This window comes from Hymenobacter canadensis (assembly GCF_027359925.1).
Taxonomy (GTDB): domain Bacteria; phylum Bacteroidota; class Bacteroidia; order Cytophagales; family Hymenobacteraceae; genus Hymenobacter; species Hymenobacter canadensis.
The window spans coordinates 1,986,985-2,013,005 of the sequence record NZ_CP114767.1; the positions used below are offsets into that span (position 1 = coordinate 1,986,985).

Below are 26,021 nucleotides of genomic sequence, written 5' to 3' on the forward strand. Positions count from 1 at the left end.
CCCTCGTTTTACTTTGTCCCCCTACCGGCACCTGTGTTGGCTGCTGGCCCTGCTGCTGGCCTTGGGAACGTACGCGGCAGCTGCTTCTCAGCCTGCTGCTGGGCAAACCGAACGCCCGCTCCCACTCGATGCCGGGCAGCCGGAGATATTCGTTAATCCCTTCAATTATAGTGTCCTGGAAGACCCATCCGGCACGCTTACGCTGCGCGACGTGCAGCAGCCCCGGTACGCCGGGCAGTTCATATCGGGGGCGCAGGTGGCCACGAACATGGAACACCCCGGCTCGGCCTACTGGCTACGCCTGACGGTGCGGGCAGCAGGCCCCCAGCCTCAGCATTGGTACCTCGAGTTGTTCGACTCTCACCTCAACGACATCTTTTTTTTCCCACAGACCACTACTGAGCAGGGCCGCATCCATACCGGCGCCGACCGTCCCTTCACCACCCGGCCCTTCCGCTACAAAAACTACCTGCTGCAACTGCCGGTAGCCGATAGCCAGCCCCACACCTACTACCTGCGGCTACAATCCAACTCCCGCACCAGCTTCTTATCGAAGGTGCGAACGGAGCAGGGCATTGCCGAACACTTCCAGCTGGAATATGGGCTGCTGGGTGCCTTCTATGGCATGCTGCTCATCATGATTATCTACAACTTCTGCCTGTTTTGCTTCACCGGCGAGCAAACCTATCTGCGCTACGTGCTGTACGTGCTCAGCTGCAGCCTGGTATTCCTGTCCGAGGATGGCCTGGGCTTCCAGTACCTGTGGCCCAGCCATCCGTGGCTGAACCGAATAGTGGAAATTGCTTCTCCCCCACTGTTGCTGCTCACATTCGGCTATTACGCCCGCCAGTTTCTGGATACGCCTCAGCGCCTGCCGCGCTACGACCAGTGGCTGCGGGCCGTGGTGCTGCTGAGCGTGGCCGCTCTGCTGCTCGACGGCATCTGGTGGAAAACCGGCATGGGCATGGGCCTGTATCTGCTACCCTACGGCATGCTGTTCTTCGCGGCACTCCGTGTGTGGCAGCGGGGTTTTCTGCCCGCCCGCTTCGTGCTTCTGGCCCACTCGCTGGTCGCCATCAGCGTATTGTTTTTGATTTTGCGCAAGCTCGGCATTCATACCTTCACCAATACCTACACGGTGTACAGCATGAATGCGGCTTTCGTGGTGGAAGTGGTGGTGCTGTCCTACGCGCTGGGAGAGAAAATCCGCGCCATTCAGCACGCCACGCTCAAAGCCCAGCACCGCCTCGTGAAACAGCTGCGCAAAAAGCACGACGTGCAGCACAAGCTTGTGGAGCAACTGCGACAGAATGAAGACCTGAAAGACCAGTTGAACTCGGAGCTGGAAAACCTGGTGGCGCAGCGCACCGCCGAGCTGCAGCGCCAGGGTGAAACCATTGCCTCCCAAAACCGCGACCTGGTGCAGGCCAACGGCCTGCTGGCCCTGCAGTCGGCCGCCATTGAGAAGCTGAACACCGATCTGCAGCGCGACCTGCAGAAAGCCCAGACCGCGCGCGTGCTCTCGCAGGAAGTGGACTTCGGCGAGTTCAGCCAGATCTACCCCGACAAGGAAGCCTGCCTCACCTACCTCGCCGACCTGAAGTGGGCCCACGGCTACCACTGCCGCAAGTGCGGCCACGACAATTACTGCGAAGGCCGCGAGGCCCTTTCGCGCCGCTGCACCCGCTGCCGCTACGTAGAATCGGCCACGGCCTACACGCTGCTGCAAAAGTGTAAGTTCTCGATTGTGAAGGCATTTTATGCGGTGTTTTTGTTGCACACCCACAACGGCAGCTACTCGGCTCAGGAGCTGTCCAGAGTGCTCGATCTGCGCCGGGCAACCTGCTGGAGCTTCAGCCAGAAAGTGCTGGAAGCCATGCGCCGGCAGCCCACTGGCCTTGCCGGTGAGGATGGCTGGACCCGCCTGCTGCTGGACGATACCGGCACGGAGCCTGACGACACAGCCGAAGAAGAATTGGCCGTTGCAGACGAGCCAGGCCAAGGATTGGAGCGTGAATCAGGCAAACCAAAAAACAAGCAAAAAAAAGTGGGCTGAGGCCCTTTTTTTTTGCTTGTTTTTTACCCGTTAGCTCCCCTTGGTATAATATAGCAATTGGAAGGAATGGGGCCGAAATGCTCTTCGAAAGTGGGTGCTGTAAGCGTACACTTTTGCGTGCGACATAAGCGCAAATCGGCCTTCCTGCTATTCTAGGCGGGGTTTACCACTTGATTTTCAGGCATAAGTGCGGGTACCTTTGATTATCCCCCCGCCCTTATGACCCACTACCTGAACCTTTCCCGCCCGTCCCGGGTGAGTGAAGACCCACTCGTGCACGCCACGGCTCACGAGCTCCTACCGTCGTCCCACGCCCGCGCCTCACCGGTGCGCCTGCCCTGGCCCGCGCACGGTCAGCGCTAAGTGGCCTGCTCCTGCTGAAGCAGGCCGCGCCTCCCTATTCTCCCCTCGCAGATGGCCGGCCTTGGTGCCAGCCGTGCTCAGTGAGTTTCCACTCACATGCGGGAGCCAACCCAGTTTTCCTGTACGACTGCCCGGCCTGCCCACCAGGGCACTTCGGCTGTCGTTTTCAAATTCCCACACTCTTCCCCAATTCCCACACATGAACCGCAATCAATACTCGTATCTGGGATTCCGGCGCGTGGTGCCGCTGGCGGCCTATGGGCTGCTGAGTCTGGCGGCGCCGCTGGCTGCTGAAGCTGGCGTTGTGGCCGAAGCACGCCTGGCCTTCGTGGCCGATGTTCCGGTTTCGGGACGCATTACCCAGCGCAACGGCGACGGCCTGCCCGGCGTGACGATTATCGTGCAAGGAACCACCATCGGGACCAGCACGGATGTAAACGGCAACTTCTCGCTGTCGGTACCCGAGGGCAGCACCCTGATTATCAGCTCTATCGGCTTTACGCGCCAGGAAGTCCGCATCAGCGGTGCCAACCCTTCCCTGAACGTGGTGCTGGTGGACGACGCCAAGGCGCTGAGCGAAGTGGTAGTAGTCGGCTACGGCACCCAGGAGCGCGGCAGCGTGACGGGCGCCATTTCGTCGGTAGGAGCCGCGGAAATCGTGCGCCAGCCGGTGGCCGATGCCACGCAGGCCATCCAGGGCAAGGTGTCCGGCGTTACGGTGGTGTCGAACGGCGGAGCGCCCGGTGGGGCCTCCGGTACGTCGGTACGGGTGCGCGGTATCACGTCGGCCGGCAACAACAACCCGCTGTACGTGGTGGACGGCTTCCCGCTGCCCGACGGCGGCGACAACCAACTCAACGCCATCAGCCCCAACGACATTGAGTCGATTGACATTCTGAAGGATGCTTCGGCTACGGCCATCTACGGGGTGCGCGCCGCCAACGGCGTGGTCATCATCACTACCAAGCGCGGCAAAGCCGGCCGCACCAACGTCAACCTCGACGTATACCGCGGGGTACAGACCGTAGCGCGCCGCTTGGACCTGCTCAGCGCTTCGGAGTACGCCGTCATCAACAACGAAAGCCGCCTGGCCAAAGGCCTGCCCATCGTGGTGGACAAGCTGCGCGACCCGGCTTCGCTGGGCGAAGGCACCGACTGGCAGGACCTGGTGTTCCGCCGGGCCCAGATTCAGAACTACTCCCTCTCGGCCACCGGCGGCAGCGAAAAAGCCCGCTACGCCGTGTCGGCCACGTATTTCCAGCAGGACGGCATCATCATCGGCACCAACTTCGAGCGGTTTACGCTGCGGGCCAACGGCGATGTGCAGGTCGGAAAAATGCTGAAACTGGGCAACAACATCCAACTCACGCACCTGGAAGACCGGCAGGTAACGACCAACAGCGGCGAGTATGGCACGGTGCAGCAGATGCTGCGTATTCCGGCCACTGTGCAGCCCTACCGGCCCGATGGCTACTGGTACCAGCCCAGTTCGGGGGCCGATAACTTCATCGAGGAAAACCCGCTGGCCAGCGCCCTGATCAACAACCAGAAGTTCACGCGCAACCGGGCCCTGACCACGTTCTTCGCGGAGCTGGAGCCAGTGCAGGGCCTGCGCTTCCGCACCAACGTCGGCGTCGACTTCGTCTTCGATAACTTCAACCGGTTTACGCCCAAAGGCCCCGAGCTGCCCGGTTTCACCCAGCGCTACGCCACGGCCAGCGCCGAAGCCAGATCCAGCTACGCCCCCACGTACCTGATTGAAAACACGGCCACCTACGACCACCTGTTCGCCGACAAGCACCAGGTAACGGCGCTGCTGGGCCAGTCGGCGCAGGAGTTTAACTTCAGCAACGTAGTGGCTAACCGCCAGGGCTATCTGCGCAACGACCTGCAGGTAATCAACGCCGGTCCCATTAACACGCAGCTGAGCAATGAGGGTATCATCAACCCGCCTCAGCGTCTGGCCAGCTACTTCGGCCGTCTGAACTACGAGTTTGCCGGCAAGTACCTGTTTTCGGCCGTGGCCCGCTACGACGGATCCTCAGTATTCCCGCCCGGCGAGAAGTTCGGCTTTTTCCCCGGCGTATCGGTGGGCTGGCGCATTTCCGAGGAAGCGTTCCTCGACGGCAACAGCACCATCAGCAACCTGAAGCTGCGGGCCGGCTACGGCAAAGTGGGTAACCCCCTGAACGCCGGCCGCTTCGCCTCGCTGTACACCATCAACTTCGGCTCCATCTATCCGTTCGGGCCCGATGGCACCATCAACACGGGCGCCGCTCCTACCCGCCTGGCCAACTCCGACCTGCGCTGGGAAACCAACAACCAGACGAACATCGGGGTAGATGTGGGCTTCCTCGAAAACCGTTTCGAGGCCAGCCTCGACCTCTACAACCGCAACTCGCCCAACCTGATTGCGCCGGTGCCGCCGTCGTTGGTTTCGGGTACGTTTGAGTCGGTGAATACCAACGCGGCTTCTGCTTACAACCGGGGCGTCGACTTCTCGTTCACCTCGCGCAACGTGCAGGGCAGCGGGCAGGGCTTCAGCTGGACTACCCTGCTGAACGTGTCGGCCTACAAAACGGAGCTGGAGTCGCTGGGCTTGGGCGTGCCATACAACGGCCCCAACTTCCTGAGCAACAGCGCTGTGGTGCGCTACGACGTTAATCAGGCGTTCGGCTCGTTCTACGGCTTCGTGGCCGACGGCCTGTTCCAGACGCCCGACGAGGTAACGTCGGCACCTACGCAGGAAACGGGCACGGCTCCCGGCGACATTCGCTTCAAGGATCTGAACGGCGACGGAGTTATTACGGCCGCCGGTGACCGGACGTTTATCGGCAATCCGAACCCCGATTTCACGTATGGCATCACCAACACGCTGGGCTTCAAAGGCTTCGACCTGAGCTTCTTTATCCAGGGTGTGCAGGGCAATGATGTGTACAACATCAACCGCTTCATTACGGAAAGCGCCTTGTACGGCGCCAACAACGGCACCACCCGCGTGCTGAATCGCTGGACCGGCGCCGGCACCAGCAACGACGTGCCCCGCGCCATCGACGGTGACCCGAACAGCAACCTGCGCGTATCGTCGCACTTCGTGGAAGACGGCTCCTACGTGCGCCTCAAAAACCTGACGTTCGGCTATACGTTGCCCCAGAGCCTGCTAAGCCGCATTTCGGCCACGCAGGTACGCTTCTACGTGACGGCCCAGAACTTGGCCACGCTCACCAAATACACCGGCTACGACCCCGAAGTAAGCCCCAGCGGCATCGACCTGGGCGTGTATCCGCAGGCCCGCGTGTTCATGGGCGGCCTCAACATCGGGTTCTAACCTTTCCTCTACAGCTCCACTGCAATGACTATTTCCAAATACGCTTGCGGCACCTTTCTGCTGTCGCTGGGTTTGCTCACCGGCTGCGGTGAGAAGTTTCTGGAAGAAACCCCTTCCGACCAGATTACCGACGCCAATTTCTACCGCACCCAGGACGACGCCATTCAGGCCGTTACGGCCTCTTACAGCGAACTGACCAAGGAAGGCCAGTACAACCTGGCGCTGTGGGGCATGGACATGATGGCCGACATCTCCACCACCGGCGGCGGCGGCGGCAGCGACGGTATCGAGTACATCCAGCTCGACGACTATAATATCCCGACCACCAACACCGTGGCCAACCGCCTCTGGGGCGGCTGCTTTATCGGGCTGCAGCGCGCCAACATCGTGCTGCAGAAAGTGCCTAATATCCAGGGCATGGACCCCGCCATTCAGCGGCGCTGCCTGGGCGAAGCGCAGTTTCTGCGCGCCAAGTACTACTTCGACCTGGTGCGGGCCTTCGGCGACGTGCCGCTGTTCACGACCCCGCCTACCGGCCCCTCTCAGGTGTACATTCCGCGCACGCCGGCCGCCGACGTGTACCGCCAGATCGAGCAGGACCTGACCGATGCCTTCGGCAATCTGGAGGCTTCCTACAGCGGCGCCGACCTGGGCCGCGCCACCAAGTGGGCCGCCGCGGGTTTGCTGGCGAAGGTGTACATCACGGAAGGCAAAAAGACGGAGGCCGCCCAGTGGGCCCGTCAGGTTATCACCGGCTCGGGCAAAAGCCTGTGGCCCAACTACGGCGACAACTTCAAGATTGAAAACGAGAACGGCCGGGAGTCGCTGTTTGAGGTGCAGTACGTGAGTGGCCGCAACGGCTACGAGCGCAACAACGTGGGCTTCGCCGGCAACGAATTTTTCGCGCCCCGCGGCTCCGGCACCACGCCGGCCGGCGGCGGCTACGGCTTCAACATTCCGGAGCCCGACTTCGTGAGCGGCTACGAAGCCGGCGACACGCGCAAAGCCGTGACCATCTGGGTGCCCGGCGACCCGTATCCGGCCGGCAGCGCCACGCCGGCGCAGCTGCCCCAGGCCCCCGGCTCGCCGTTTGGCTTCAACTGCAAGAAGTGGTTTATCGGCAAGGTGAACACCAACATCTGGGACTCGGGCCTCAACATTCCGGTGCTGCGCCTGGCCGATGTGTACCTGATTCTGGCCGAGGCTGCCGGCCCCACCACCGAAGGTCTGGAAGCCATCAACAAGGTGCGTCGCCGCGCCTTCGGCCTGCCCATCAACACGCCTTCCGCCGCCCGCGACCTGACGGCCGCCACGTCTGACTTTACCGGGGCCGTGCTGCGGGAGCGGAAGTACGAGCTGGCTTTCGAGTTTGACCGCTGGTTTGACCTGAAGCGCTACGCTGGCACGCCTAACGGCCTCATCCCGCGCATGACCCAGCAGTCGGCGTTCCTACGCACCCTGGGCATCCAGCGCGGCGTGCCCACCGAGCGCAACCTAGTGCTGCCCATTCCGCAGAGCGAGATGGACGCCAACCCGGCCCTGGTACAGAACTCCGGCTACTAAGCCGCCTGTTTCCTCCCTTCCACGATTTTCAGCCTGATTTTCATGAAAACCCACTTTCATAAGGCAGCCCTTGTGCTGCTGAGCGGCTCCCTGCTGCTGGGCGCCTGCAAAAAGGACGACACCGGCAGCCTCGACGGCGCGGTGCCCGCCTCCGACTTCACCACCACTTCTCGCACCGTCGGCTTCACAACGGAAGTAACCTTCACGGCCACCAACACCGACGGCTTCCTGTACCAGTGGGAGTTCGGCGACGGCACCGTGGGTTCCGGCCAGCAGATTACGCACACGTATTCTGCCAGCGGCCCGGTTCGGCCCCGCCTGATTACCGCCTACCGGGGCGGCACCAGCGTTTCAGCTCAGAAGGAAATCATTTTGCCGCCTGTTTTCGAGCTGGTGAAGGCCGTGCTTACGGGTGGCTCGTCGCGCACCTGGATTCTTGACAACACCCAGAACGCAGTTATTATCGTTGGCCCCAACGACGCCGACCCCGGGGGCTACTTCGCCGGCAGCCCGGCCGGCTCGTTGCCCGCTTGCCAGGCCGACGACGAATTCACGTTCAACGCTGCCAACGTGTACACCTATGATGCCAAGGCGCAGACGTTCGTTGCCGGCGGCGGCGGGTGTGCTGCCCCCCGCTCCGGCACCTCGCCCTTCACATTCGGCGCGCCCACGGGGCCAGGCTTGGCGCAGTTTGAGTTGGGTCGCGCCGGTGCGTTTATCGGCATCACGGATGCGCCTGACCTGGTGTACCGTATTCTGTCCATCGACAACCAGACGATGGTGCTGCGCGCCGGCCGGCCAACGGCGGGCGTCGTATTCACCATGAAGCTGCGCGTTAAGCCGTAAGGCTGCTGGCTGCCGGCCCGGTGCACCTACACCGGGCCGGCAGTAGTGCGTAGTACCCGTTTGCCTCCTTCTGTTCCGCTTTCCACCCATCCTTATTTCCGTCGCTATGGTATTTCCACTAGCCAACTGGCGCCGTACCGGCCTGGGACTCAGCTTGGCGCTGAGCACGCTGGCAGCCTGTACCTCCGATCCGCCCAAGCCTGTTCTTCCGCCGCCCGCTCCGCCGGCCGTAAATGCCGCGCCGCGCGACTATGCCGATTACACCAAGCTGATCTGGAGTGATGAATTCGACGGCGGTTCTCTTGATCTGACCAAATGGGGCTTCGATTTGGGCGCCGGCGGCTGGGGCAACAACGAGCTGCAGACCTACACCAACGCGGCCGAAAACGTGACCACCACGGGCGGCAATCTGATGATCAAGGCCATTCGGCCTGCCTCCAACAGCCCGGCCTACACCTCGGCCCGCCTGCTCACCAAAGGCAAGCAGACCTTCGTGTTTGGCCGAATTGACGTGCGGGCCAAAATTCCGAAAGGCAAAGGCGTGTGGCCCGCCATCTGGATGCTGGGCGCCGATATCGACCAGAACAACTGGCCCAAGTGCGGCGAAATCGACATCATGGAGCTGCGTGGCAGCAAGCCCAAGGAGTTGATTTCCACCATGCACTACGCTAATAGCGGCGGTAGCCGCGAGTTCAAAACCACTACCAAGGTGGAAGCTACCGACCTATCCGACGCCTTCCACGTCTACTCGGTGGTGCGCAGCCAGGACCAGATCCGGATGTTTCTGGACGGCCAGCAGTTTTTCACCTTCAATAAGAGTGACGTCGGCTCCGGTGCCTACCCGTTCAACAATCCGTTTTTCGTGATTCTGAACGTCGCTGTGGGCGGCGACTTCGACGGCAACCCGGATGCCAGCACCACCTTCCCGCAGGAAATGCTGGTGGACTACGTGCGGCATTACCAGTACCAGTAGCGCCCTGCCGGTGCTGCCAGCGCCGGCTCTTACGATCTTTCTTTTTGCCATGACCCTACGAATGCCACCCCGCCATCTGGCTGCTGCGGTTGCGGCAGGCCTGCTGCTGCTTGGCGGCGCGGCCAGCGCCCAGACCAAAGCCAAGCCGGCAAAAGCGCCCAGCTATAGCTTCAAGGAGCTGGTCTGGAGCGACGAATTTGATAAGCCCGGCCTGCCCGACTCGGTGAAGTGGACCTACGACGTGGGTGGCACCGGCTGGGGCAACCAGGAAGAGCAGTTCTACACCAAAGCCCGCCGCGAAAACGCCCGCGTCGAAAACGGCCATCTCGTCATCGAGGCCCGCAAGGAAGCCCTCAACGACAAGAACGCCTACACCTCAGCCCGGCTGGTGTCGCGCGCCAAGGGCGGCGGCAGCCTCACCTACGGCCGCGTAGAGGTGCGGGCCCAGCTGCCCGCCGCCCGCGGCACCTGGCCCGCCATCTGGATGCTGCCCGACGACTGGAAGTACGGCGACAAAAGCTGGCCCGCCAACGGCGAAATCGACATCATGGAGTACGTGGGCTACCGGCCGGAAGTGGTGCAGGCGTCCACGCACAGCAAGAAGTACTACTTCCGCCTCAACAATCAGAAAACCGACTCCGTCCGCGTGCCGACGGCCACCACGGCCTTCCACGACTACGCCATGGAATGGACGCCTGAAACCATCACGGTTTTTGTCGACAACAAGCCCTACTTCACCAGCCGCAACGAGCACACCGGCTGGGAAGCCTGGCCCTGGGACCATCCGTTTCATCTGCTGCTGAACGTGGCCGTGGGCGGCGAGTGGGGCGGCCTGAAAGGCATCGACCAGACGGCCTTCCCGCAAAAAATGCTCGTGGACTACGTGCGCTTCTACAAGATGCGCCAGCGCTAACGGCGGCGCCCGTCAGCTTTCCTGCTTTATTCCTGCGTTGCGCAGAGGCCCTTTTCAAAGGGTCTGTTGCCACGCTTTGCCCTTCACTTCCCTCCCGCCATGGGCCGCCAAAGACAGTTTTTTCGGTTGTCGGCTGCCGAGCAGCAGGAACTGCAGCACTACCTGCTGCTGCCCGCGCTGCTACGCCGCCAGACCAACCGCGCCCACACCCTGCTCGACTGGCACGCCGGCCTTTCCGCCGCCGAATCGGCCGAGCACCTGGCCATGACCGAGGGCAGGGTGTATGCGCTGCGGCGGGCCTACCAACGCCAGGGCCTCACGGCCTACCTCAACACCCAGCCGGGCGGCGGGGCGCCTACCAAGCTCACGCCCGCCGTGGAATCGGCCCTATTGGCGCTGCTCTCGCGCCGCAGCGCCGATGCCCCTCGCCGCTGGACGCTACGGCAGTTGGCCGCCTACCTCGTGGCCCAGGGCCACACCAAGTCCATCTGCCCCGTGACGGTGGGCAAGGCCCTGCACCGGCTGCAACTGCTACTGCCCGGTGCCGCTACCAGCGCCGGCATGCGGGCCGCCTGAGTTGCACGGCTTTTTATTATTCATTCTCATTCCAGGTTGATGTCTTTTTCCCGAATTGTTGCTCTCTCGCTGCTGGCGGGCCTGTTGGCCCCGGCTGCCACCCACGCCCAGAAGGCGCGGCCCCGCCAGCCGGCCCGCACCGCCAAAACCACCCGGCCGGCCGTAGCCCCGCTCACCGAAGACGCCATTGCCCGGCAGGTAGACGCCCTGCTGGCCCAGATGACGCTGGAAGAGAAAGTGGGCCAGATGACCCAGGTGACCATCGACGCCGTGACCCAGGGCAAGGACCGCTACAGCTCCAACGAGCCGCTGGCTCTGGACCCCGCCGACCTGCAGAAAGTCCTCGTGGATTACAAAATCGGCTCGGTGCTGAACTCGGCCAACAACCGCGCCCGCACGCCCGAGCTCTGGTACACCACCGTGAAGCAGATGCAGGACGTGGCCACCCAGAAAACGCGCCTCAAAATCCCGATTATCTACGGTATTGATGCCGTGCACGGCGAAACCTACACGGCCGGGGCCACCATGTTTCCGCAGGAAATAGCGCAGGCCGCCAGCCGCAACCGCGCCCTGGTGCGCCGCGGCGCCGAAATATCGGCCTACGAAACCCGCGCCAGCAATATTCCCTGGGCCTTTTCGCCGGTGCTGGATCTGGGCTCCGATGCCCGCTCGCCGCGGCAGTGGGAAACCTTCGGCGAAGACCCCTACCTGATTTCCGAGCTAGGCGTGCAGATGGTGCGCGGCTACGAAGGCGACCCGAACAATATCGGCGACCCGACCAAAGTCGCCTCCAGCATCAAGCACTTCCTGGGCTACCAGGTGCCGCAGTCGGGCAAGGACCGCACCAACGCCTACATTTCCGACGAGGCCCTCTACGAGTACCACCTGCCGCCTTTCCGGGCCGCCGTGGCGGCCGGCGCCCACACCATCATGATCAACTCGGGCCTGATCAACGGGGTGCCCATGCACGCCAACTACGCGCTGCTCACCACGCTGCTGAAGCAGGACCTGGGCTTCAAGGGCCTGGCCGTGACTGACTGGCAGGACATCGAGAACCTCTACAAGCGCGACCATTTCGCCAAAGACCAGAAAGACGCCATCCGGCTGGCCATCAACGCCGGCATCGACATGTCGATGGTACCCTACCAATACGAGCAGTTTTGCGACAACCTGGTGGCCCTGGTGAAGGAAGGCCAGGTGAAGCAGGAGCGCATTGATGACGCCGTGCGCCGGGTGCTGCGCGTGAAATACGCCCTCAACCTGTTTCAGCAGCCCAACACCAACCGCCAGGACTACCCGCTGTTCGGCAGCAAAGAGCACGAGCAGGCCAGCTACCAGATGGCCGCCGAAGCCATTACACTGCTCAAGAATACCGACAACATTCTGCCCCTCAAGAAAACCAGCAAGGTGCTGCTGGCTGGCCCCAATGCCAACTCCATGCGCACCCTGAACGGTGCTTGGACCTACTCCTGGCAGGGTGAGAAGACCGAGGAATTTGCCCAGCAGTACAACACCATTCTGGAGGCGGTGCAGAAGGAAATCGGGGCCCAGAACGTGCAGCACGTGCCCGGCGTGAGCTACAAGATGGACGGCAAGTACTACGAGGAGTACGCCGACAAGCTGGACGAAGCCGTGGCCGCCGCCCGCAACGTGGACGTGGTGCTACTCTGCCTCGGCGAAAACTCCTACGTGGAAAAGCCCGGCGACCTGAACGACCTCTACCTCTCCGACCTGCAAACCCAGCTGGCGCAGCGCCTGCTGGCCACCGGCAAGCCCGTGGTGCTGGTGCTCAACGAAGGGCGCCCGCGCGTCATCAGCCGCATCGAGCCGGGCATGAAGGCCGTGGTGCAGACCTACCTGCCCGGCAACTTCGGCGGCGACGCCCTGGCCGACATTCTGTTCGGCGACGTGAACCCCTCCGGCAAGCTGCCCTACACCTACCCACGCTACCCCAACGCCCTCATTTCCTACATCCACAAGTACGCCGAGGAGCAAAGCAAGGCCGAGGGCGCCTACAACTACGAAGCCGACTACAACCCGCAGTACAAGTTCGGCGACGGCCTGAGCTACACCACATTCCGCTACGCCAACCTTGCCGTAGACAAGGCCTCGCTGCCCAAAACCGGCCAGCTCACGGTATCGGTGCAGGTGACCAACAGCGGCGCCCGAGCCGGCCAGGAGGTCGTGCACCTCTACTCCTCCGACCTCTACGCCAGCCTGGTAGCCCCCGACATGCGCCGCCTGCGCCGCTTTGAGAAGGTGGCCCTCAAGCCCGGCGAAACCCGCACGGTCACGTTCACGCTGCCCATTTCGGAGCTGAGCTATGCCGGCCCCAAAGGCGAGCCGGTGCTGGAAGCCGGCGAGTTTGAACTGCGCATCGCCGACCAGACCAAGAGCATCATGGTAACAGAGTAGCCCCAACCCCACCGCCGCAATTCGTTGCGGTTACCCTATATTTATCGGCCCGACTGCCTGCGCAGCCGGGCCGTTTTATGTTGTTGGAATTAGACGTGTCCCTATAAGACCAGATACCATTTATTTCTACCGAGCTGGTAGGACGTTTGGTAGCTTCTCTCCCGCACAATACTTCACTATATCTTCTTGTTTCAGCGTGAAATTTCAACTTCTACTTGCAGTTTTTGGTCTATCGATTAGCGCGGTTGTCGCACAGGAAAGAGAACAGGAATATGTAGTAACCACAGCTGGCGACACGTTGCGAGGACACGTGTTGCTAGTGGGCGCCCAACAGCAAATCATTCGGCTTCGCCAATCCAACGGAACTACCGCTGACTTCACCCCCAAACAAGCCCACAGCTATGGCAATAATAATGGCGCTTCGTGGGTAAGTCAGCCTATCGGGCCGGGTGGCGCGCCGCAGTTTGTAGCGCCGCTTGTTCAAGGGCCGGTAAGCTTATACTCCGGGGAAGATGCCACCGGCAAGAAGCGCTACTTCATCCAGCCCAGAGATTCAGCTTACGTTGTACTGGTACCGCCCGGCACGGCCCGCTTGGCATATATGCGTTTGCTACCCGGCTGCGCCAAATTCGATTTCGCTTACAGCAAAATTGAACGTACCTACCCGTACACCTACAGCGGCCAGACACGGCTGGTGCAGGATTATAACGCCTGCCGCTATCCGCAACAAACTACTACACGCATGACTAGCCCACGCGGGGCGCAAACCCACTTGGGAGTAAAAGCCGGGATTCATACGACCCGGTTTAACTTTCCAAACCTCACGGCGCTTGAACAGCGGAAAATGCAGCTCAGCTATCAGGTCGGGCTTTCAATGCTCATTACGGGCAAGTCGCACTTGGCTGTTCAGCTAGAAGCAAACTATCTGAGTGCCCGTGGAGAATATGGCCCTGTAAATCAATACAACGGCAACGCGTTTTATACCACCACCAGGACACTGGTGATAAACTATGGGCAACTTCAGGTACCCCTGCTGCTACGCTATAACATCGGTGCTGGCAACGTGCGGCCTTACCTGAATGCGGGGCCTATCTACGCATTCAACATCAATCGTCGTTCCGAAGATGTTTACCAAGACTCCAACAAGCCCACACCAACTCGCCTAGCTCTTAACATTCACGGCAGCAACAGCATAGGTGGCGCGGCGGGCATTGGGGTTCTCATCCAGAAGCAAGGGTTACCGTTGTTCACCATCGAAACCCGGATTGACCATCTGGTTGATAGTGGCGCCTCCGTTGGTTCGACTCCCAATCATACTTCGTTGCGCCTCGATTTTGGCTTACTGTTCTAGCGCCGTTTTTTGCCGCTGCCAGGACACTATTTCATGCCCGCCTGCTAGTACTCAATAGGTGCTGCCTGTGCAGCCGGGCCGTTTTATGTTGTTGCTATGCCTATTCCTCTGTTTACGATTGTGCTGGAACGCCGGGGCCGTAATCATTGCTTCGGAGTTTTATTGGGAGCGGCTGTCTTCGCCTACGCGGGCCTAGCTGCGCCGGCTGTCGTTATGGCCCTCTTTGCGGTGTTCCTGGTTGGCTACTCCACGCAATGGCAGCTCGACACCCGCACCCGCCAGTACCGGCACGGCGGCAACCTATTCGGGCTGCATCTGGGCTCCGACTGGCTCCGCCTGCCCGACGTGCAGCGCGTAGTCGTGCGCTACTTCTCCGATTTCACGGTAGTAGACAGCGGCTACAGCGACGGTGACGAGTCCAGCAAAAACCAGCGCTACATCGTGCTGCTGTCGGTGTCGGAGTCGGCGCAGGGTCTTGTTGTAGCGGACTTTCCCAAGCAGCAACAGGCGCTGCAATTGGGTCGCCAGCTGGGCCAAGCGCTGGTTCTGGATGTGCTGGAGTGTGACCGGCACGGCGAGCTACGCATGATGCAGGCAGCCAACCCGACAACAGAATCACCGGCCTACGCTTCGCCTCATTTCGAGCCTGCGCCTTCAGCGGAGGCTTGATTGGAGCCAGCCTTGCAGCACGATTCCGCTACTCCGGCCGCCGCTCCTTCTTGGTGCCCAGAATAAACAGAATCAGCAGCAGGAACGCCGCCAGCCCCAGGCTATACCACGTCACGATGGGCAGGCCGCGGTAGTAGGGCATCTGGCCGGCCGGGTAGCGGCCCAGTAAGCTCAGCCCGGCAAACAGGATCAGCGCCACCGACACGGCCGCCAGAATGCCGCGGCTCACCAGCTGATCGGCTTTGTGCAGCAGCAGCTGGTAGCCGCTCAGCTCGATACGCACGCGCAGGTCGCCGCGCGAGATTTTGCGCACAATCTGCCGGATATCGGCCGGCAGCGTCTGAATCAGGGCCAGCAGCTGGGTGCCGGTGTACTCGGCTTCGCTCAGTATGTTTTCGGCCGAATACTGCTCGGCCACGATGCGCGCCCCGTAGGGCCGCACGAACTCGAACGTGTTGAAGCGCGGGTGCAGCACCTTGCCAATGCCCTCCAGAATTACGAGAGCCCGCAGAATCAGGAACACCGCGCCCGGTACCTGCAGCTTGTAGTTGTAGATGACGTTCTGCAGCGCGTCGGCCAGATCCGACATGCTCATGTCCTTGACATCGAGCGTGGCGAAATCCTCAATCAGCTCGCCCAGCGACGCCTCAAACGCCCGCATATCTGGAATATCCGAGGTGAGGGCCAGCCGCCGGAAGCTCAGGGCCATACCGCGCGGGTCCTGCCGCGCCATGCCAATGAACACGCCCGCAAAGGCGTATTTCTGCTGCTTGCTGAGCTTGCCCACCATCCCGAAGTCGATGAGCACCAGCGTGCCGTCAGAGCGCACCAGCACGTTGCCGGGGTGCGGGTCGGCGTGGAAGATGCCGAACTCGAATATCTGCGTCAGGTAGATATCCATGCCGGTTTCGGCCACTTTCTCCGGGCTCAGGCCCCACTCCAGCAGCTGCGGCTTGTCCGTGATTTTGCAGCCGCTCACGAACTCAATCACCAGGATCCGGGCCGTGCTCAGCTCGCGGTAGGGCTTCGGAATGTAGAAGGTTTCGTAGTTCTCGTAGAGCGTCCGGAACTGCTCCATGCTGCGGGCTTCGGAGGTGTAGTCCAGCTCCTTGGTCATGCTCCGCTCGAAGGCGTCTACCACGTCCTGGGGGTTGCTCAGGCCCTGCTTGCGTAGGAAACCGGCCGTGAGGCGCACCAGCTCGTTGAGCAGGGCCAGGTCGGAGCGCACCTTTTCCGGCACGCCGGGGCGCTGCACTTTCACCACCACTTCCTCGCCCGTGAGTAGCCGCGCCCGGTGCACCTGCCCGATGCTGGCCGAGCCCAGCGGCACGTCGTCGAACTCCGCAAACACCTCCTCCAGCGGCTGGCCCATCTCCCGCTCGATGATGGCCTTGGCCTCCTGCACATCAAACGGCGGCACGTTGCTCTGCAGCTTCTCAAACTCATCAATCAGCGGCTGCGGCAGCAGGTCGGCGCGGTTGCTCATGGCCTGCGCCAGCTTGATGAACGTGGGCCCCAGCTCCTCGATAATCATCCGAATCCGCTGCCAGCGCGTGGTTTCAAACACGGCCTGCTCGCCCTCCTGCCACGAGAGGCGCCGGCTGCGCGTGACTAGGCGCCGCAGCGGCGTGCTCGTCACCACGTCCTCGAAGCCGTAGCGGATCAGCACTTCCGCCACTTGCCGGATGCGGGTCAGGTTGGATATCGTTTGCTTGAACATGAATCGCTGATTTGCGCTGATTGAGATGATGTCGCTGATGGCAACGGCTGGCAGGCGCAAGGCACGAAGCTATTAATAAACTCGCCTACCAGCGCCTACCAGGAACAGGAAAAGAATCGGGCAGACAGAGCAGCCGCACACGCCAATCACAGCGCTATTGCAGCCAACCGCAATCTGCGAAACCCCTTTCATCTGCACCATCTGTGACCAAAAAACCCCGCCCGTAAAACACGGACGGGGTTTCAGACGGCGCGAAGCCGCGTATTACTACGAGTTAGCCTGCGACGAAGCCGCGCCGGCTGCCTTGTTCTCTTCCTTCTTGGCGGCACCAGCCGTGCCGGCGGCCGATTTCTGGGTTTTACCGGCAGCAGCGCTGGTTTTGTCAGCGGCCTTCTTCACAGCGGAAGCGGCTTTGCTGGTGGCGCTGGCTACGGCGCCTTTAGCGGCCGAAGCTGTTTTGCTGGCCGGAGCCTTGGCTGCTGGCTTGGCCGAAGCGGCCGAAGCCGACGACGACTTGGCGCTGCCTTTCACGGTGCGCTTCAGCTCCTCCACCTCGGAGTTTGGCGCCACGCCTACCGTTTTCATCATTTTGGCGGCCAGACCCTGCACCTGCTTTTCCAGCTCCTTACGCTTGGTTTCGCCGTTTTTCTTCAGCTCGTCCATGATCTTAGCCCCTTCCTTCTCCGACAGCTTGCTCTCCTTCACCAGCGTGTCGATGGTCTTCTGCACCCGGTCGGTGGTGAGCGAAACAAAGCCTACGCCGGCGTTAACGAACTTCTTAAATAGATCTTCCATGAGACTGTAGGGGATTGGAAAATGAAGGTGAGAGAAAACGAAACCCGGCGCGGCGAACCTGCCCGCCGGAAAAAGTAGTATGCAAGCCGACTACTTGATGCAAACCTACGAAAACGCTGCTATATAGTTGGAGGTGAGGATTGAAAATTTACGTTGGGACATTGCTGAAGGCTTTGCGAAGGTGCAGAAAGCGGCAGAACGCACCTGCATTCGAACGCGGAAACCGATGGCTGATGCTTTAGTGAGCAGGGCGAAGGCGCTGAGGGGCGGCCACCCGGGCCTGCTGGCCGGCGCGTTTGGCCAGGGTCTGGGCGGCCTGCTGGGCGGCCCAGACGCCACGCACGAAGTCCCCCGCCTGCTCCAGCGCCTGCCGGGCCTCGGGCACAAAGCGCCAGAACAGGTGCCACCAGTGCACCAGCCCGCCGAATACCTGCAGCGTCACGGGCACGCCGGCGGCTTGCGCCTTTGCCGTGAACCGCAGCACGTCATCGTGCAGCACTTCGGCGTCGGAAATCTGAATCAGCAGCGGGGGCAGGTCGTGGAGGTGGGCGCGCACCGGCGAGAGCAGCGGGTGAGCCAGCGGCGTTTCGTGGGCGTACATGCCGCCCCAGCCGCGGATTTCGAGGGCTTCAAGCAGCTGGCTTTCCTCGCGGCACACCTGCCGGAGTACGGCGGTGGGCAGCACCAAATCAGTCCAGGGCGAGAGGCCGATGGCTGCGGCGGGCAGCGGCTGGCCGGCGTCGCGCAGGTGCAGCAGCAACGACAGCGCCAGCCCGCCCCCGGCCGAGTCGCCGGCGACCATAATACTCTGCGGGGCATAGCCCTGGGCCAGCAGCCAGTCGTAGGCCAGCCGGGCATCGTCGAGGGCCGCCGGGAACGGGTATTCGGGCGCTTTGCGGTAGTCGATGGCCAGGGTATTGAGCCGGCAGCTGCGGGCCAGCGCACCCACCAGCGAGCGGTGCGTATTGAGGGAGCCCAGCACGTAGCCACCGCCGTGCAGATACAGCAGGACCCGCTCGGTGGGCGCGCCGGCCGGGCGCAGCCACTCGGCGGCCATACCCTCCACGTTAGTTTCTTCCAGAAACACATTCCAGGGCACAAACTGAAACAGGGCGGCGGCCTCTACGGCCAGCCGCATGGTGGTCAGGCGGGGGCGCTGACGGGCAAGCGGGCCGGTGGCCGCCGCCAGAAACTGCTTAAGCAGCAGGTGCTGAGGAGAAGGCATCAGAAGAACACGTGGGAATTGGGCGGAATACGGAGCAGGGCAACAGGAAGCGGAAACTTGCTTCACCACAATGCCGGATACGCACTGTGGCAACGATAAGATACTGATTTACTTGAACTATGACCGGGAAACGACCGAAATGTGCTGCACCATGCAGCAGTACTTCGTTCGTTGCACGATAAGTGCAGTGCGGGCCGATGGCGCAGATGTGCACAGCGCCGCTTCGGGGTACGCCGGTTACGGCTTTTCGCCGATGCGGTGGCCGCGGTAGCCGCGAATGGCAATCGGAATCCAACCCAGAATCGGGATAAAAAAGGACAGCGTGAACGGGTTGCGCCACACCATCCGCAGCCAGGCCCCCGGCTTATCGAGTTCCATCTTGAAGCCGCGGCGTCCTTCGCGCACGTAGAGCCGCTCGAACTCCTGAAACAGCGCCGGCCAAGCCACGGGCAGGAAAAACGGGAAGTAGCGCCAGTTCGCCTTCATGCGCTGCCACAGCTCCCGCCAGCGGTAGGGCTGCTGCCCGTGCTTAGCCACAGCAGCCTCCAGCTCGGCCTGCATCAGGAGCCGCACCCGCTCCGAGAGGGCCGTGTAGTCTTCGCGGGTGAGGTCGGCGGGGTCCTTATCGATCATCTCGTAGGGCCGGATGCGCGAGCCCCGCACGAAGGTGAGCTGCGCCGGGTAGGCCATGTAGAACGACCACGGCTGCAGCAGCACCAGCAGCACAATGGGGCCCAGCGGAATAAAGGGAATTCCGATTTTCTTGCTCAAGTTGTTGAGCCAGGGCCAGCTGTAGGCGAAGGGATTGAGGTATTCGCCGTTGATGGTGTAGAACGGCACCACGTCGGTGCGGTGCGCGATGCTGTGGCGCACCATGCTGCTGGCCAGCCGCTGCAGCTCGTACTTTTTGTTGAACCCCTTCCCGATGCCCGGCACTCCCTCCGGGTACAGCATCAGGTTGTGGTCCTGGTAGTACATCATCGTCTCGAAGTTGAGCGTGGTGGCATCCACGCAGCCGCACTTCTTCCAGAAGTCCTTGACCTGAAACGGGTTCATGAGCGTGGACTGCGAGAGCAGTGGCGCCGACAGCGGCCGCGGCAACCCGCGCTGCCCCGGCAGCGTGCGCCACATGTGCGCCAGCGCCACAATGGCATCCCAGGGGAAAGCCATACCCGAATGGTTGGAGGCGAAGATCAGCGGTACGTCCGGGTCGTTGCGCTCCGGGAAGTCTTCGAAGCCCACCAAGCGCGAGCGAAACCAGACGGCATCCAGCAGCTGCAGGATGTTGTCGTCGAGCGTGTGCACGAAGTCTTCCTCGAAATAATCGGAGTAGATGTGCTGGTTGGCTTGGATGGCGGGAGGCGGCTGGGGCAGCGCGGCGGGCGTGGTAGCCGTGGGCATTGGGGAGCGGAATGGGCGGGCAGAGAGGATAAACCGGATAGCAGCGCCGGGTGGCAGCGGGCTTCTAATGTAGGCATTTTACGGGGCGGGGCAAATCGGGGCTGACGGCGGAGCGGGGCGGCGGCCGGTTTCGGGCCGGCGGGGCGGCGGGTGGCCGCAGGCTCCTGCGGGGCTGGGTGGAGCCGAGCGCGGCCCGGCCTGCCGTCTGGCGCTGCTCCGGTTTCGGGGGCGCGCCAGACGGCAGGCCAGCGCCGGGCGGGCGGTCAGATCTTGCGCTGCAGCCGCACTTGGGTGGTATACAGCTCGCCATCGGGGCGGCGCAGCACCAGCAGCAGCATGCGGCCGTTGCCGGAATGGAAGAGGCGGCTGAGCTCGGTGAGGCTGATGGCGGCGGCCGGCTGCAGGTTCACGGACAGTAGCTCGTCTTTGGGCTGAATACCGGCCAGGGCCGCCGGCGAGCCGGCCTCAATCTGCATCACAATGTAGTTGCGATAGTCCTGGCCGGTAGCCAGCAGTTCCAAGCCGCACATGTCGTGCTCAAATGGGTCGTGGTAGAGGGCATTGGGCCGCAGCCACACCGCGCGGCGCGAGTAGTCTATCACCAGATCGAAGCGCTTGAGCAGTTCAAACCCGATGTTGCCGTTGCGGGGCACGTCGGTGCGCAGGGCGGCGCTGTTGGCTTCCGGAAACGACGTGAGCAGCGTCTGCAGCTGGTAGCGGCCCAGCTGCAGGCCCTGCACCCGGCCCAGGTAGCCGTTGATGGCCCCGCTCAGGCCCCGACCCAGCTGCGAGCGAAGTCGCTTGTCGGGCACGCGCAGCCGCGGGTCGGAAGTGGTTTCGATGGACAGCGCGTGGCCGGCGCCGGTATCGAGCACCAGCTTGAGCGGCAGCGTAAGCGAGTCGGTCAGGCTGACAGGCACCGTCAGGTAGGGCTTGCGCCGCTCCAGCGTCAGGGGCACCTTAGTCCAGCGGCGGCCGCGGCGTGGCTGGTAGCGGGCAGGCGCGTGGAGCAGCAGCTGGGTGGCACTGGGCTCGATTTCCACCACGAAGCTGCGGAAGAAGTCGTAGCCCAGAATCCCGTGAATGGGCATGCCCACGTAGCCCGACAGGTTCAGCACGTCGGCCGAGAGCACCAGAAACGGCAGGTTGGGCGCCACAATGCCGGGCAGCGTCACGCGGATGCTGTCGGCGTAGTGGGCTTCGAGAGGCTCCTCCTCCCCCACGCCCGCCACCCGGTACACCTCGGCGCCGGGCCTGAGGCGCAGCAGCGGCGTCAGGCTGGGGTCGGTGACGATAGAGGTGGCCACCCCGGTATCGAGCAGGAAATTATAGGGGCCTTCGCCGTTCAGCTTCACCTCCACAATAATGAGGTTGCGCTGAAAGTAGAACGGCAGACGCACCTGGCGCCGGCCGGAGTTTTCCAGGCGGAAAGGCCCCTCAAGACTCTGGGCGCGGGCACCAGAGGCCGCCCCAAGCAGCAAAACCAGGCACACCCCGGCGGGCGCGACACGCAGCAGCAACAGCAGGAAGCAAAACCAGCGGGCGGGCATAGAAACAGGGGAGGCCGGGAAATATAGCCAAAAAACTACCTGTCTGCCGTACTGGTTTTTCCGGGCCGCAATGTTCTGCTTCGGCGGCCTGCTTTAGTCCAGCTGGCCGGCCTGCGGCAGCTCCCAGGCGCCGGCCGGGTCGAAGGTCAGCTCGCCGGCCCGGATGTGTAGGGGGGCGGCCAGGTTGTTGTGGTAGAGCTGGCCTGTGCCCAGCCCCTGCGGGAAGCCCGGCAGCGCGTATTCGCCGGCCAGCTGGCTCACGGCGTTCAGGCCGATATTGGATTCCAGCGCCGAAGTCAGCCACCAGCTGATGCCTTGCTCCTCGGCCAGCTGCCACCAGGCCAGCGAGGCGGCCAGCCCACCCACCAGCGTGGGCTTCAGAATGATATACGCCGGCCGGATTTCGTGCAGCATCTCGGCCTGCCGGGCGGGGTCCGTCACGCCAATCAGCTCCTCGTCCAGCGCCACCGGCACCGGCGACTGGCGGCACACCTCGGCCATGGCGGCCCACTGCCCAGCCGCAATGGGCTGCTCGATGGAGTGCAGCGCATAGCGGGCCAGCTGCTCCAGCTTGGCGGGGGCCTCGGCCGGGGCGAAGGCGCCGTTGGCATCCACGCGCAACGTCAGCTCGTCGGGCCCGGCCTCGGCCCTGATTTCGGCCAGCAGTTGCAGTTCGGTGGCAAAGTCAAGGCTCCCGATTTTCAGCTTCAGGCAGGAGTAGCCCTCGGTGAGCTTCTTGCGGATCTGGCTGCGCATGAAGGCCGCGTCGCCCATCCAGACCAGGCCATTGATGGGCACGCCGGCCTCGCCGCGGCTGAAAGGGTTGCTGAACAGCTGGCACCGGCCGCCGTGGTGCAAATCGAGCAGGGCGGTTTCGAGGCCGAAGCGGAGCGCGGGCCACTCGGGCTCTACCAAGGCCAGCACCGGCTCCAGGTCGGTATCGGCCGCGAAGCGCTGCTGGTTGAAGGCGGCGCACAAGGCCTGTAGGCGCGCCTCGAAATCGGGCCGGAAATCGGGGCTGAGGCCGGCCAGCGGAGCGGCTTCGCCCAGGCCCTGGAGGCCGGGCCGGGCGGTATCGGTCAGGTGCAGGTACCAGGCGGCATGCTCGGTGAGGGACCCGCGTGAGGTGCGGGCCGGAAAGTTGAAGCGCAACGTGCGGCGCGAATACTGCAGCTCAAGCATAACCAGACAAGTGAAACGGGTCCGCAAATAACGCGCAAAAGCGGCGGCCACCCTCCAAACGCCAAAACCCGCTCCCGGCACAGGCCGAAAACGGGTTGCAACTACAGCAGACGCCCGCAGCGGGGCCCCGAAATGTTTAAATTTCCGGCTGCGGACGGCGGGTGGCCTGGCCGCCTTTGCGGCCGGCGTTGCGGGCCTCTTCCGAGGTGAAGCGGTGGCCGCGGCCACTCAGGTGCGAGGCCTTGCCACCTTCGCTGGCAATGCGGCGCTGGGTTTCGGGGTCCATGGAGGCGAAGCCTTTGGGGCGCTTGGCGGTGGGTTCGGCAGCCACTGCAGGAGTAGCGGATTTGGCAGCAGCAGAATTGGGCAGGGCAGGAGCGGCGGGTTGCATAAGCTTCACTATTTGATAAAACCGACGAGCATTTTCGCTCAATCGAAGTAACGCAAACCGGCGCGCCAATGAAGGCCTCTTACTGGCCGAATTCGCCTTGCAGGGCCGTAAATACCACTTACTACGGACGAGCTTCGCTATTAATACTGGCTACGCTGCGGCAAATACGGACGGCCCTGTCCCGGCCACCATCCGGTGAGCGGGAAGCCGGCCAAAACCCGCGGCGCGCAAATCCAGTTAACAATCCGGCCCCACTCCCACCGTTATGTCTGCTTCCCTCTCTATTGCTGCCCCGGCAGTTGCTTCCGCCACTTCATTGGCCCACCGCTACCGGCAGGTCCGCCAGCGCACCATGCTGCTGTGCCAGCCGCTGCTGCCCGAAGACACGGTGGTGCAGCCCATGATTGATGTGAGCCCGCCCAAATGGCATCTGGCCCACGTCACGTGGTTTTTCGAGACGTTTCTGCTCAAGGCCTACCTACCTGGCTACACCGTTTACCATGCGGAGTACGCCTTTTTGTTCAACTCCTACTATAACTCGCTGGGCTCACGTGTGAACCGCGCCGACCGGGGCACCCTTTCCCGCCCCGCCCTGGCCGACGTGTACAGCTACCGCGCCCACATAGACGAGCAGATGGCCCGCCTGCTGGAGCTGGCCGACACGCTGCCGGACGACTTCCAGGAGCTGTTTGAGCTGGGTTTGCAGCACGAGCAGCAGCACCAGGAGTTGCTGGCCACCGACATCAAATACATCCTGAGTACCAGTCCGCTGGCTCCGGCCTACCTACCGGCTTTGGCTCCGGCCACTCCCACAGCCGCGCCCGCCGTGGCTTGGCTGCCGGTGCCGGGCGGGGTGTCGCGCATCGGCTACGAGGGTTCGGGCTTCTGCTTCGACAACGAGCAGGCCCCGCACGACGTGCTGACGCCCGACTTCGAGCTGCAGAACCGCCTCGTAACCAACGGCGAGTACCTGGCTTTCATGGAAGCCGGCGGCTACCAGGATTTCCGCTATTGGCTGGGCGAGGGCTGGGATTTAGTGCAAACCCAGAGCTGGGAAGCGCCGCTCTACTGGACGCTGCACGAAGGCCAGTGGCACCGTTTCACGCACCATGGCCTGCAGCCCGTGAACATGGCCGCGCCCGTCACGCACATCAGCTTCTATGAGGCCGATGCCTACGCGCACTGGGCCGGCGCCCGCCTGCCCACCGAGCCCGAATGGGAGGTGGCCGCCCGCTATTTCGAAGCCACACCCACCCACGGCACCTTCCTGGAAAGCAACCTGCTCGACCCGCAGCCGCTGCCGCCCGACGCCGACCCGACCCGCTGCCACCAGCTGCTCGGCGACGCCTGGGAATGGACCTATTCGGCGTACCACCCCTACCCGGGCTACGTGCGTGCCGCCGGGGCGCTGGGCGAGTACAACGGCAAGTTTATGATCAACCAGTTGGTGCTGCGCGGGGGCTCCTGCGCCACGCCGGTCAGCCATATTCGCCTCACGTACCGCAACTTCTTCCACGCTGATAAGCGCTGGCAGTTCACCGGTATCCGGCTGGCCCGCTAGGTTTCGTTGCCTTATTTTTCCGCTGCTTCTCTCTATCCGCCCCGGCGGTTTTCCCGCTCGTTTTCTGCTTATGACTTCCCACTCCGCTGCTGCCGCTTCGCCTTCGTTTTACGCCTCCGAGCAGATTGAAACGGACGCCGCTCCGGCGCCCCGGCAGGCCGCCACCCCCGATCAGGCCCTCGAAGCCCTGAAAAAGCACGTGGCCGAAGGGCTGGCGCGCACGCCCAAAACACTGTCGTCGATGTATTTCTACGACGATGAGGGCAGCCGCCTGTTCCAGCAGATTATGGCGCTGCCGGAGTACTACCCCACGCGCACCGAGTTTGCCCTTCTGACCCGGCACCAGGCGGCCCTGGCTACGGCCCTGCGCCCCGAGGATGCCCAGGAGCCCTTCTTCCTGCTGGAGCTGGGCGCCGGCGACGGCCTGAAAACCAAGATTCTGCTGCGCCACCTGCTCGATACCGGCGCTTCGTTCACATATGTGCCTGTGGATATTTCCGGGGCGGCGCTGGATGGGCTGGCGGCCAGTCTGCGCCAGGAGCTGCCCACGCTGCGCGTAGAGCCCATCGTGGCCGACTATGGCGCGGCCCTGCGCCTGATGGCGGCGCGCCCGGGCCGCAAGGCGGTGCTGTTTCTGGGCTCCAACATCGGCAACTTCCTGCCCGCCGACCGCCAGGCGTTTCTGCAGGAGCTGGCCGCGCCGCTTTCCTCCAACGACCGGCTGCTCATCGGCTTCGATCTGCAGAAAGACCCGCGCTTTATCCGGGCGGCCTACGACGACACGCAGGGCGTGACGGCCGCTTTCAACCTGAACCTGCTCACGCGCCTCAACCGCGAGCTGGCCGCCGACTTCGACCTGGCCACCTGGCAGCACTACACCGACTACGACCCGCTTTCCGGCGCCGTACGCTCGTTTCTGATGCCCACGCAGGCCCAGCAGGTGCATATCGGGGCCCTGGGCCGCAGCTTCGACTTCGCCGCCTGGGAGCCTGTTCACACTGAAAACTCCTACAAATTCACCCGCCCGCTGATTGACACGCTGGCCGCAGATGCCGGGCTGGCCGTGGCCGAGTTCTTCACCGACGAGCAGACGTACTTTGCCGACGTGGTACTGCGCCTGACAGTATAAAGCCGATGAGCAGT

Annotated in this window: 20 protein-coding genes; 13 read left to right on the plus strand and 7 right to left on the minus strand. The window is 62.9% G+C overall.

Features of this window, described 5'->3' with window-relative positions; all coding sequences use genetic code 11:
* Positions 1-13 precede the first annotated feature (13 nt).
* From O3303_RS08520 to O3303_RS08570, 11 genes are all read left to right on the plus strand, one after another.
* Positions 14-2,056, plus strand: coding sequence for a 7TM diverse intracellular signaling domain-containing protein (locus O3303_RS08520; protein ID WP_269561634.1), 2,043 nt, complete (start codon positions 14-16; stop codon positions 2,054-2,056).
* Between the two features lie 219 nt (positions 2,057-2,275).
* Positions 2,276-2,419 (plus strand): hypothetical protein, encoded by a 144-nt coding sequence (locus O3303_RS08525; protein ID WP_269561635.1) that lies wholly within the window; start codon positions 2,276-2,278, stop codon positions 2,417-2,419.
* Positions 2,420-2,618: 199 nt separating this feature from the next.
* The gene (locus tag O3303_RS08530; RefSeq protein WP_269561636.1) at positions 2,619-5,747 is read left to right on the plus strand and encodes a SusC/RagA family TonB-linked outer membrane protein; all 3,129 of its coding nucleotides are present in this window, start codon (positions 2,619-2,621) and stop codon (positions 5,745-5,747) included.
* A 24-nt stretch (positions 5,748-5,771) separates the two neighbouring features.
* A complete protein-coding gene (locus tag O3303_RS08535) occupies positions 5,772-7,310 on the plus strand; it encodes a RagB/SusD family nutrient uptake outer membrane protein (RefSeq protein ID WP_269561637.1) in 1,539 nt (512 codons plus the stop codon).
* Between the two features lie 42 nt (positions 7,311-7,352).
* Positions 7,353-8,156, plus strand: a complete 804-nt coding sequence (locus O3303_RS08540) for a PKD domain-containing protein (protein WP_269561638.1) — start codon at positions 7,353-7,355, stop codon at positions 8,154-8,156.
* 106 nt (positions 8,157-8,262) lie between these two features.
* Positions 8,263-9,129 carry a glycoside hydrolase family 16 protein gene (locus O3303_RS08545; RefSeq protein WP_269561639.1) on the plus strand — a complete coding sequence of 289 codons (867 nt, stop codon included), beginning with the start codon at positions 8,263-8,265 and terminating at the stop codon, positions 9,127-9,129.
* Between the two features lie 49 nt (positions 9,130-9,178).
* On the plus strand, positions 9,179-10,042 hold the full coding sequence (locus O3303_RS08550; RefSeq protein ID WP_269561640.1) for a glycoside hydrolase family 16 protein: 864 nt from the start codon (positions 9,179-9,181) through the stop codon (positions 10,040-10,042).
* 99 nt (positions 10,043-10,141) lie between these two features.
* Positions 10,142-10,618: a helix-turn-helix domain-containing protein gene (locus O3303_RS08555; RefSeq protein ID WP_269561641.1), complete on the plus strand. Its 477-nt coding sequence runs from the start codon at positions 10,142-10,144 to the stop codon at positions 10,616-10,618.
* Positions 10,619-10,657: 39 nt separating this feature from the next.
* Positions 10,658-13,033, plus strand: a complete 2,376-nt coding sequence (locus tag O3303_RS08560) for a glycoside hydrolase family 3 N-terminal domain-containing protein (RefSeq protein WP_269561642.1) — start codon at positions 10,658-10,660, stop codon at positions 13,031-13,033.
* A gap of 196 nt (positions 13,034-13,229) precedes the next feature.
* Positions 13,230-14,384 carry a porin family protein gene (locus tag O3303_RS08565; RefSeq protein WP_269561643.1) on the plus strand — a complete coding sequence of 385 codons (1,155 nt, stop codon included), beginning with the start codon at positions 13,230-13,232 and terminating at the stop codon, positions 14,382-14,384.
* A gap of 213 nt (positions 14,385-14,597) precedes the next feature.
* A complete protein-coding gene (locus O3303_RS08570) occupies positions 14,598-15,053 on the plus strand; it encodes a hypothetical protein (RefSeq protein ID WP_269561644.1) in 456 nt (151 codons plus the stop codon).
* A gap of 28 nt (positions 15,054-15,081) precedes the next feature.
* On the opposite strand, the gene O3303_RS08575 is transcribed toward O3303_RS08570, so the two are convergent.
* From O3303_RS08575 to O3303_RS08605, 7 genes are all read right to left on the minus strand, one after another.
* A complete protein-coding gene (locus O3303_RS08575; protein ID WP_269561645.1) occupies positions 15,082-16,773 on the minus strand; it encodes an ABC1 kinase family protein in 1,692 nt (563 codons plus the stop codon).
* 267 nt (positions 16,774-17,040) lie between these two features.
* Positions 17,041-17,568: a phasin family protein gene (locus O3303_RS08580; protein ID WP_269561646.1), complete on the minus strand. Its 528-nt coding sequence runs from the start codon at positions 17,566-17,568 to the stop codon at positions 17,041-17,043.
* Between the two features lie 238 nt (positions 17,569-17,806).
* A complete protein-coding gene (locus O3303_RS08585) occupies positions 17,807-18,793 on the minus strand; it encodes an alpha/beta hydrolase (RefSeq protein ID WP_269561647.1) in 987 nt (328 codons plus the stop codon).
* Positions 18,794-19,030: 237 nt separating this feature from the next.
* Complete coding sequence (locus tag O3303_RS08590) at positions 19,031-20,194, minus strand: lysophospholipid acyltransferase family protein (RefSeq protein WP_269561648.1); 1,164 nt, start codon at positions 20,192-20,194, stop codon at positions 19,031-19,033.
* Between the two features lie 263 nt (positions 20,195-20,457).
* Positions 20,458-21,744, minus strand: a complete 1,287-nt coding sequence (locus O3303_RS08595; RefSeq protein WP_269561649.1) for an aspartyl protease family protein — start codon at positions 21,742-21,744, stop codon at positions 20,458-20,460.
* A 93-nt stretch (positions 21,745-21,837) separates the two neighbouring features.
* A complete protein-coding gene (locus O3303_RS08600) occupies positions 21,838-22,926 on the minus strand; it encodes an o-succinylbenzoate synthase (protein ID WP_269561650.1) in 1,089 nt (362 codons plus the stop codon).
* 136 nt (positions 22,927-23,062) lie between these two features.
* Positions 23,063-23,317: a KGG domain-containing protein gene (locus O3303_RS08605; protein WP_269561651.1), complete on the minus strand. Its 255-nt coding sequence runs from the start codon at positions 23,315-23,317 to the stop codon at positions 23,063-23,065.
* 265 nt (positions 23,318-23,582) lie between these two features.
* Between O3303_RS08605 and egtB the strand changes: the two genes are divergently transcribed.
* Both egtB and egtD read left to right on the plus strand, forming a co-directional pair.
* Positions 23,583-24,878 (plus strand): ergothioneine biosynthesis protein EgtB, encoded by a 1,296-nt coding sequence (egtB, locus tag O3303_RS08610; protein ID WP_269561652.1) that lies wholly within the window; start codon positions 23,583-23,585, stop codon positions 24,876-24,878.
* Positions 24,879-24,948: 70 nt separating this feature from the next.
* Positions 24,949-26,007 carry an L-histidine N(alpha)-methyltransferase gene (gene egtD / locus O3303_RS08615; protein WP_269561653.1) on the plus strand — a complete coding sequence of 353 codons (1,059 nt, stop codon included), beginning with the start codon at positions 24,949-24,951 and terminating at the stop codon, positions 26,005-26,007.
* The last annotated feature ends 14 nt before the right edge of the window (positions 26,008-26,021 follow it).

Bases quoted from the DNA above. Each gene is read 5' to 3' on its own strand.
- O3303_RS08585 (WP_269561647.1), bottom strand. From the start codon at position 18,793: ATGCCTTCTCCTCAGCACCTGCTGCTTAAGCAGTTTCTGGCGGCGGCC.
- O3303_RS08525 (WP_269561635.1), top strand. From the start codon at position 2,276: ATGACCCACTACCTGAACCTTTCCCGCCCGTCCCGGGTGAGTGAAGAC.
- O3303_RS08580 (WP_269561646.1), bottom strand. From the start codon at position 17,568: ATGGAAGATCTATTTAAGAAGTTCGTTAACGCCGGCGTAGGCTTTGTT.
- O3303_RS08605 (WP_269561651.1), bottom strand. From the start codon at position 23,317: ATGCAACCCGCCGCTCCTGCCCTGCCCAATTCTGCTGCTGCCAAATCC.
- O3303_RS08590 (WP_269561648.1), bottom strand. From the start codon at position 20,194: ATGCCCACGGCTACCACGCCCGCCGCGCTGCCCCAGCCGCCTCCCGCC.
- O3303_RS08550 (WP_269561640.1), top strand. From the start codon at position 9,179: ATGACCCTACGAATGCCACCCCGCCATCTGGCTGCTGCGGTTGCGGCA.
- O3303_RS08560 (WP_269561642.1), top strand. From the start codon at position 10,658: ATGTCTTTTTCCCGAATTGTTGCTCTCTCGCTGCTGGCGGGCCTGTTG.
- egtB (WP_269561652.1), top strand. From the start codon at position 23,583: ATGTCTGCTTCCCTCTCTATTGCTGCCCCGGCAGTTGCTTCCGCCACT.
- O3303_RS08595 (WP_269561649.1), bottom strand. From the start codon at position 21,744: ATGCCCGCCCGCTGGTTTTGCTTCCTGCTGTTGCTGCTGCGTGTCGCG.
- O3303_RS08530 (WP_269561636.1), top strand. From the start codon at position 2,619: ATGAACCGCAATCAATACTCGTATCTGGGATTCCGGCGCGTGGTGCCG.
- O3303_RS08575 (WP_269561645.1), bottom strand. From the start codon at position 16,773: ATGTTCAAGCAAACGATATCCAACCTGACCCGCATCCGGCAAGTGGCG.
- O3303_RS08540 (WP_269561638.1), top strand. From the start codon at position 7,353: ATGAAAACCCACTTTCATAAGGCAGCCCTTGTGCTGCTGAGCGGCTCC.
- O3303_RS08535 (WP_269561637.1), top strand. From the start codon at position 5,772: ATGACTATTTCCAAATACGCTTGCGGCACCTTTCTGCTGTCGCTGGGT.
- egtD (WP_269561653.1), top strand. From the start codon at position 24,949: ATGACTTCCCACTCCGCTGCTGCCGCTTCGCCTTCGTTTTACGCCTCC.
- O3303_RS08600 (WP_269561650.1), bottom strand. From the start codon at position 22,926: ATGCTTGAGCTGCAGTATTCGCGCCGCACGTTGCGCTTCAACTTTCCG.
- O3303_RS08545 (WP_269561639.1), top strand. From the start codon at position 8,263: ATGGTATTTCCACTAGCCAACTGGCGCCGTACCGGCCTGGGACTCAGC.
- O3303_RS08570 (WP_269561644.1), top strand. From the start codon at position 14,598: ATGGCCCTCTTTGCGGTGTTCCTGGTTGGCTACTCCACGCAATGGCAG.
- O3303_RS08555 (WP_269561641.1), top strand. From the start codon at position 10,142: ATGGGCCGCCAAAGACAGTTTTTTCGGTTGTCGGCTGCCGAGCAGCAG.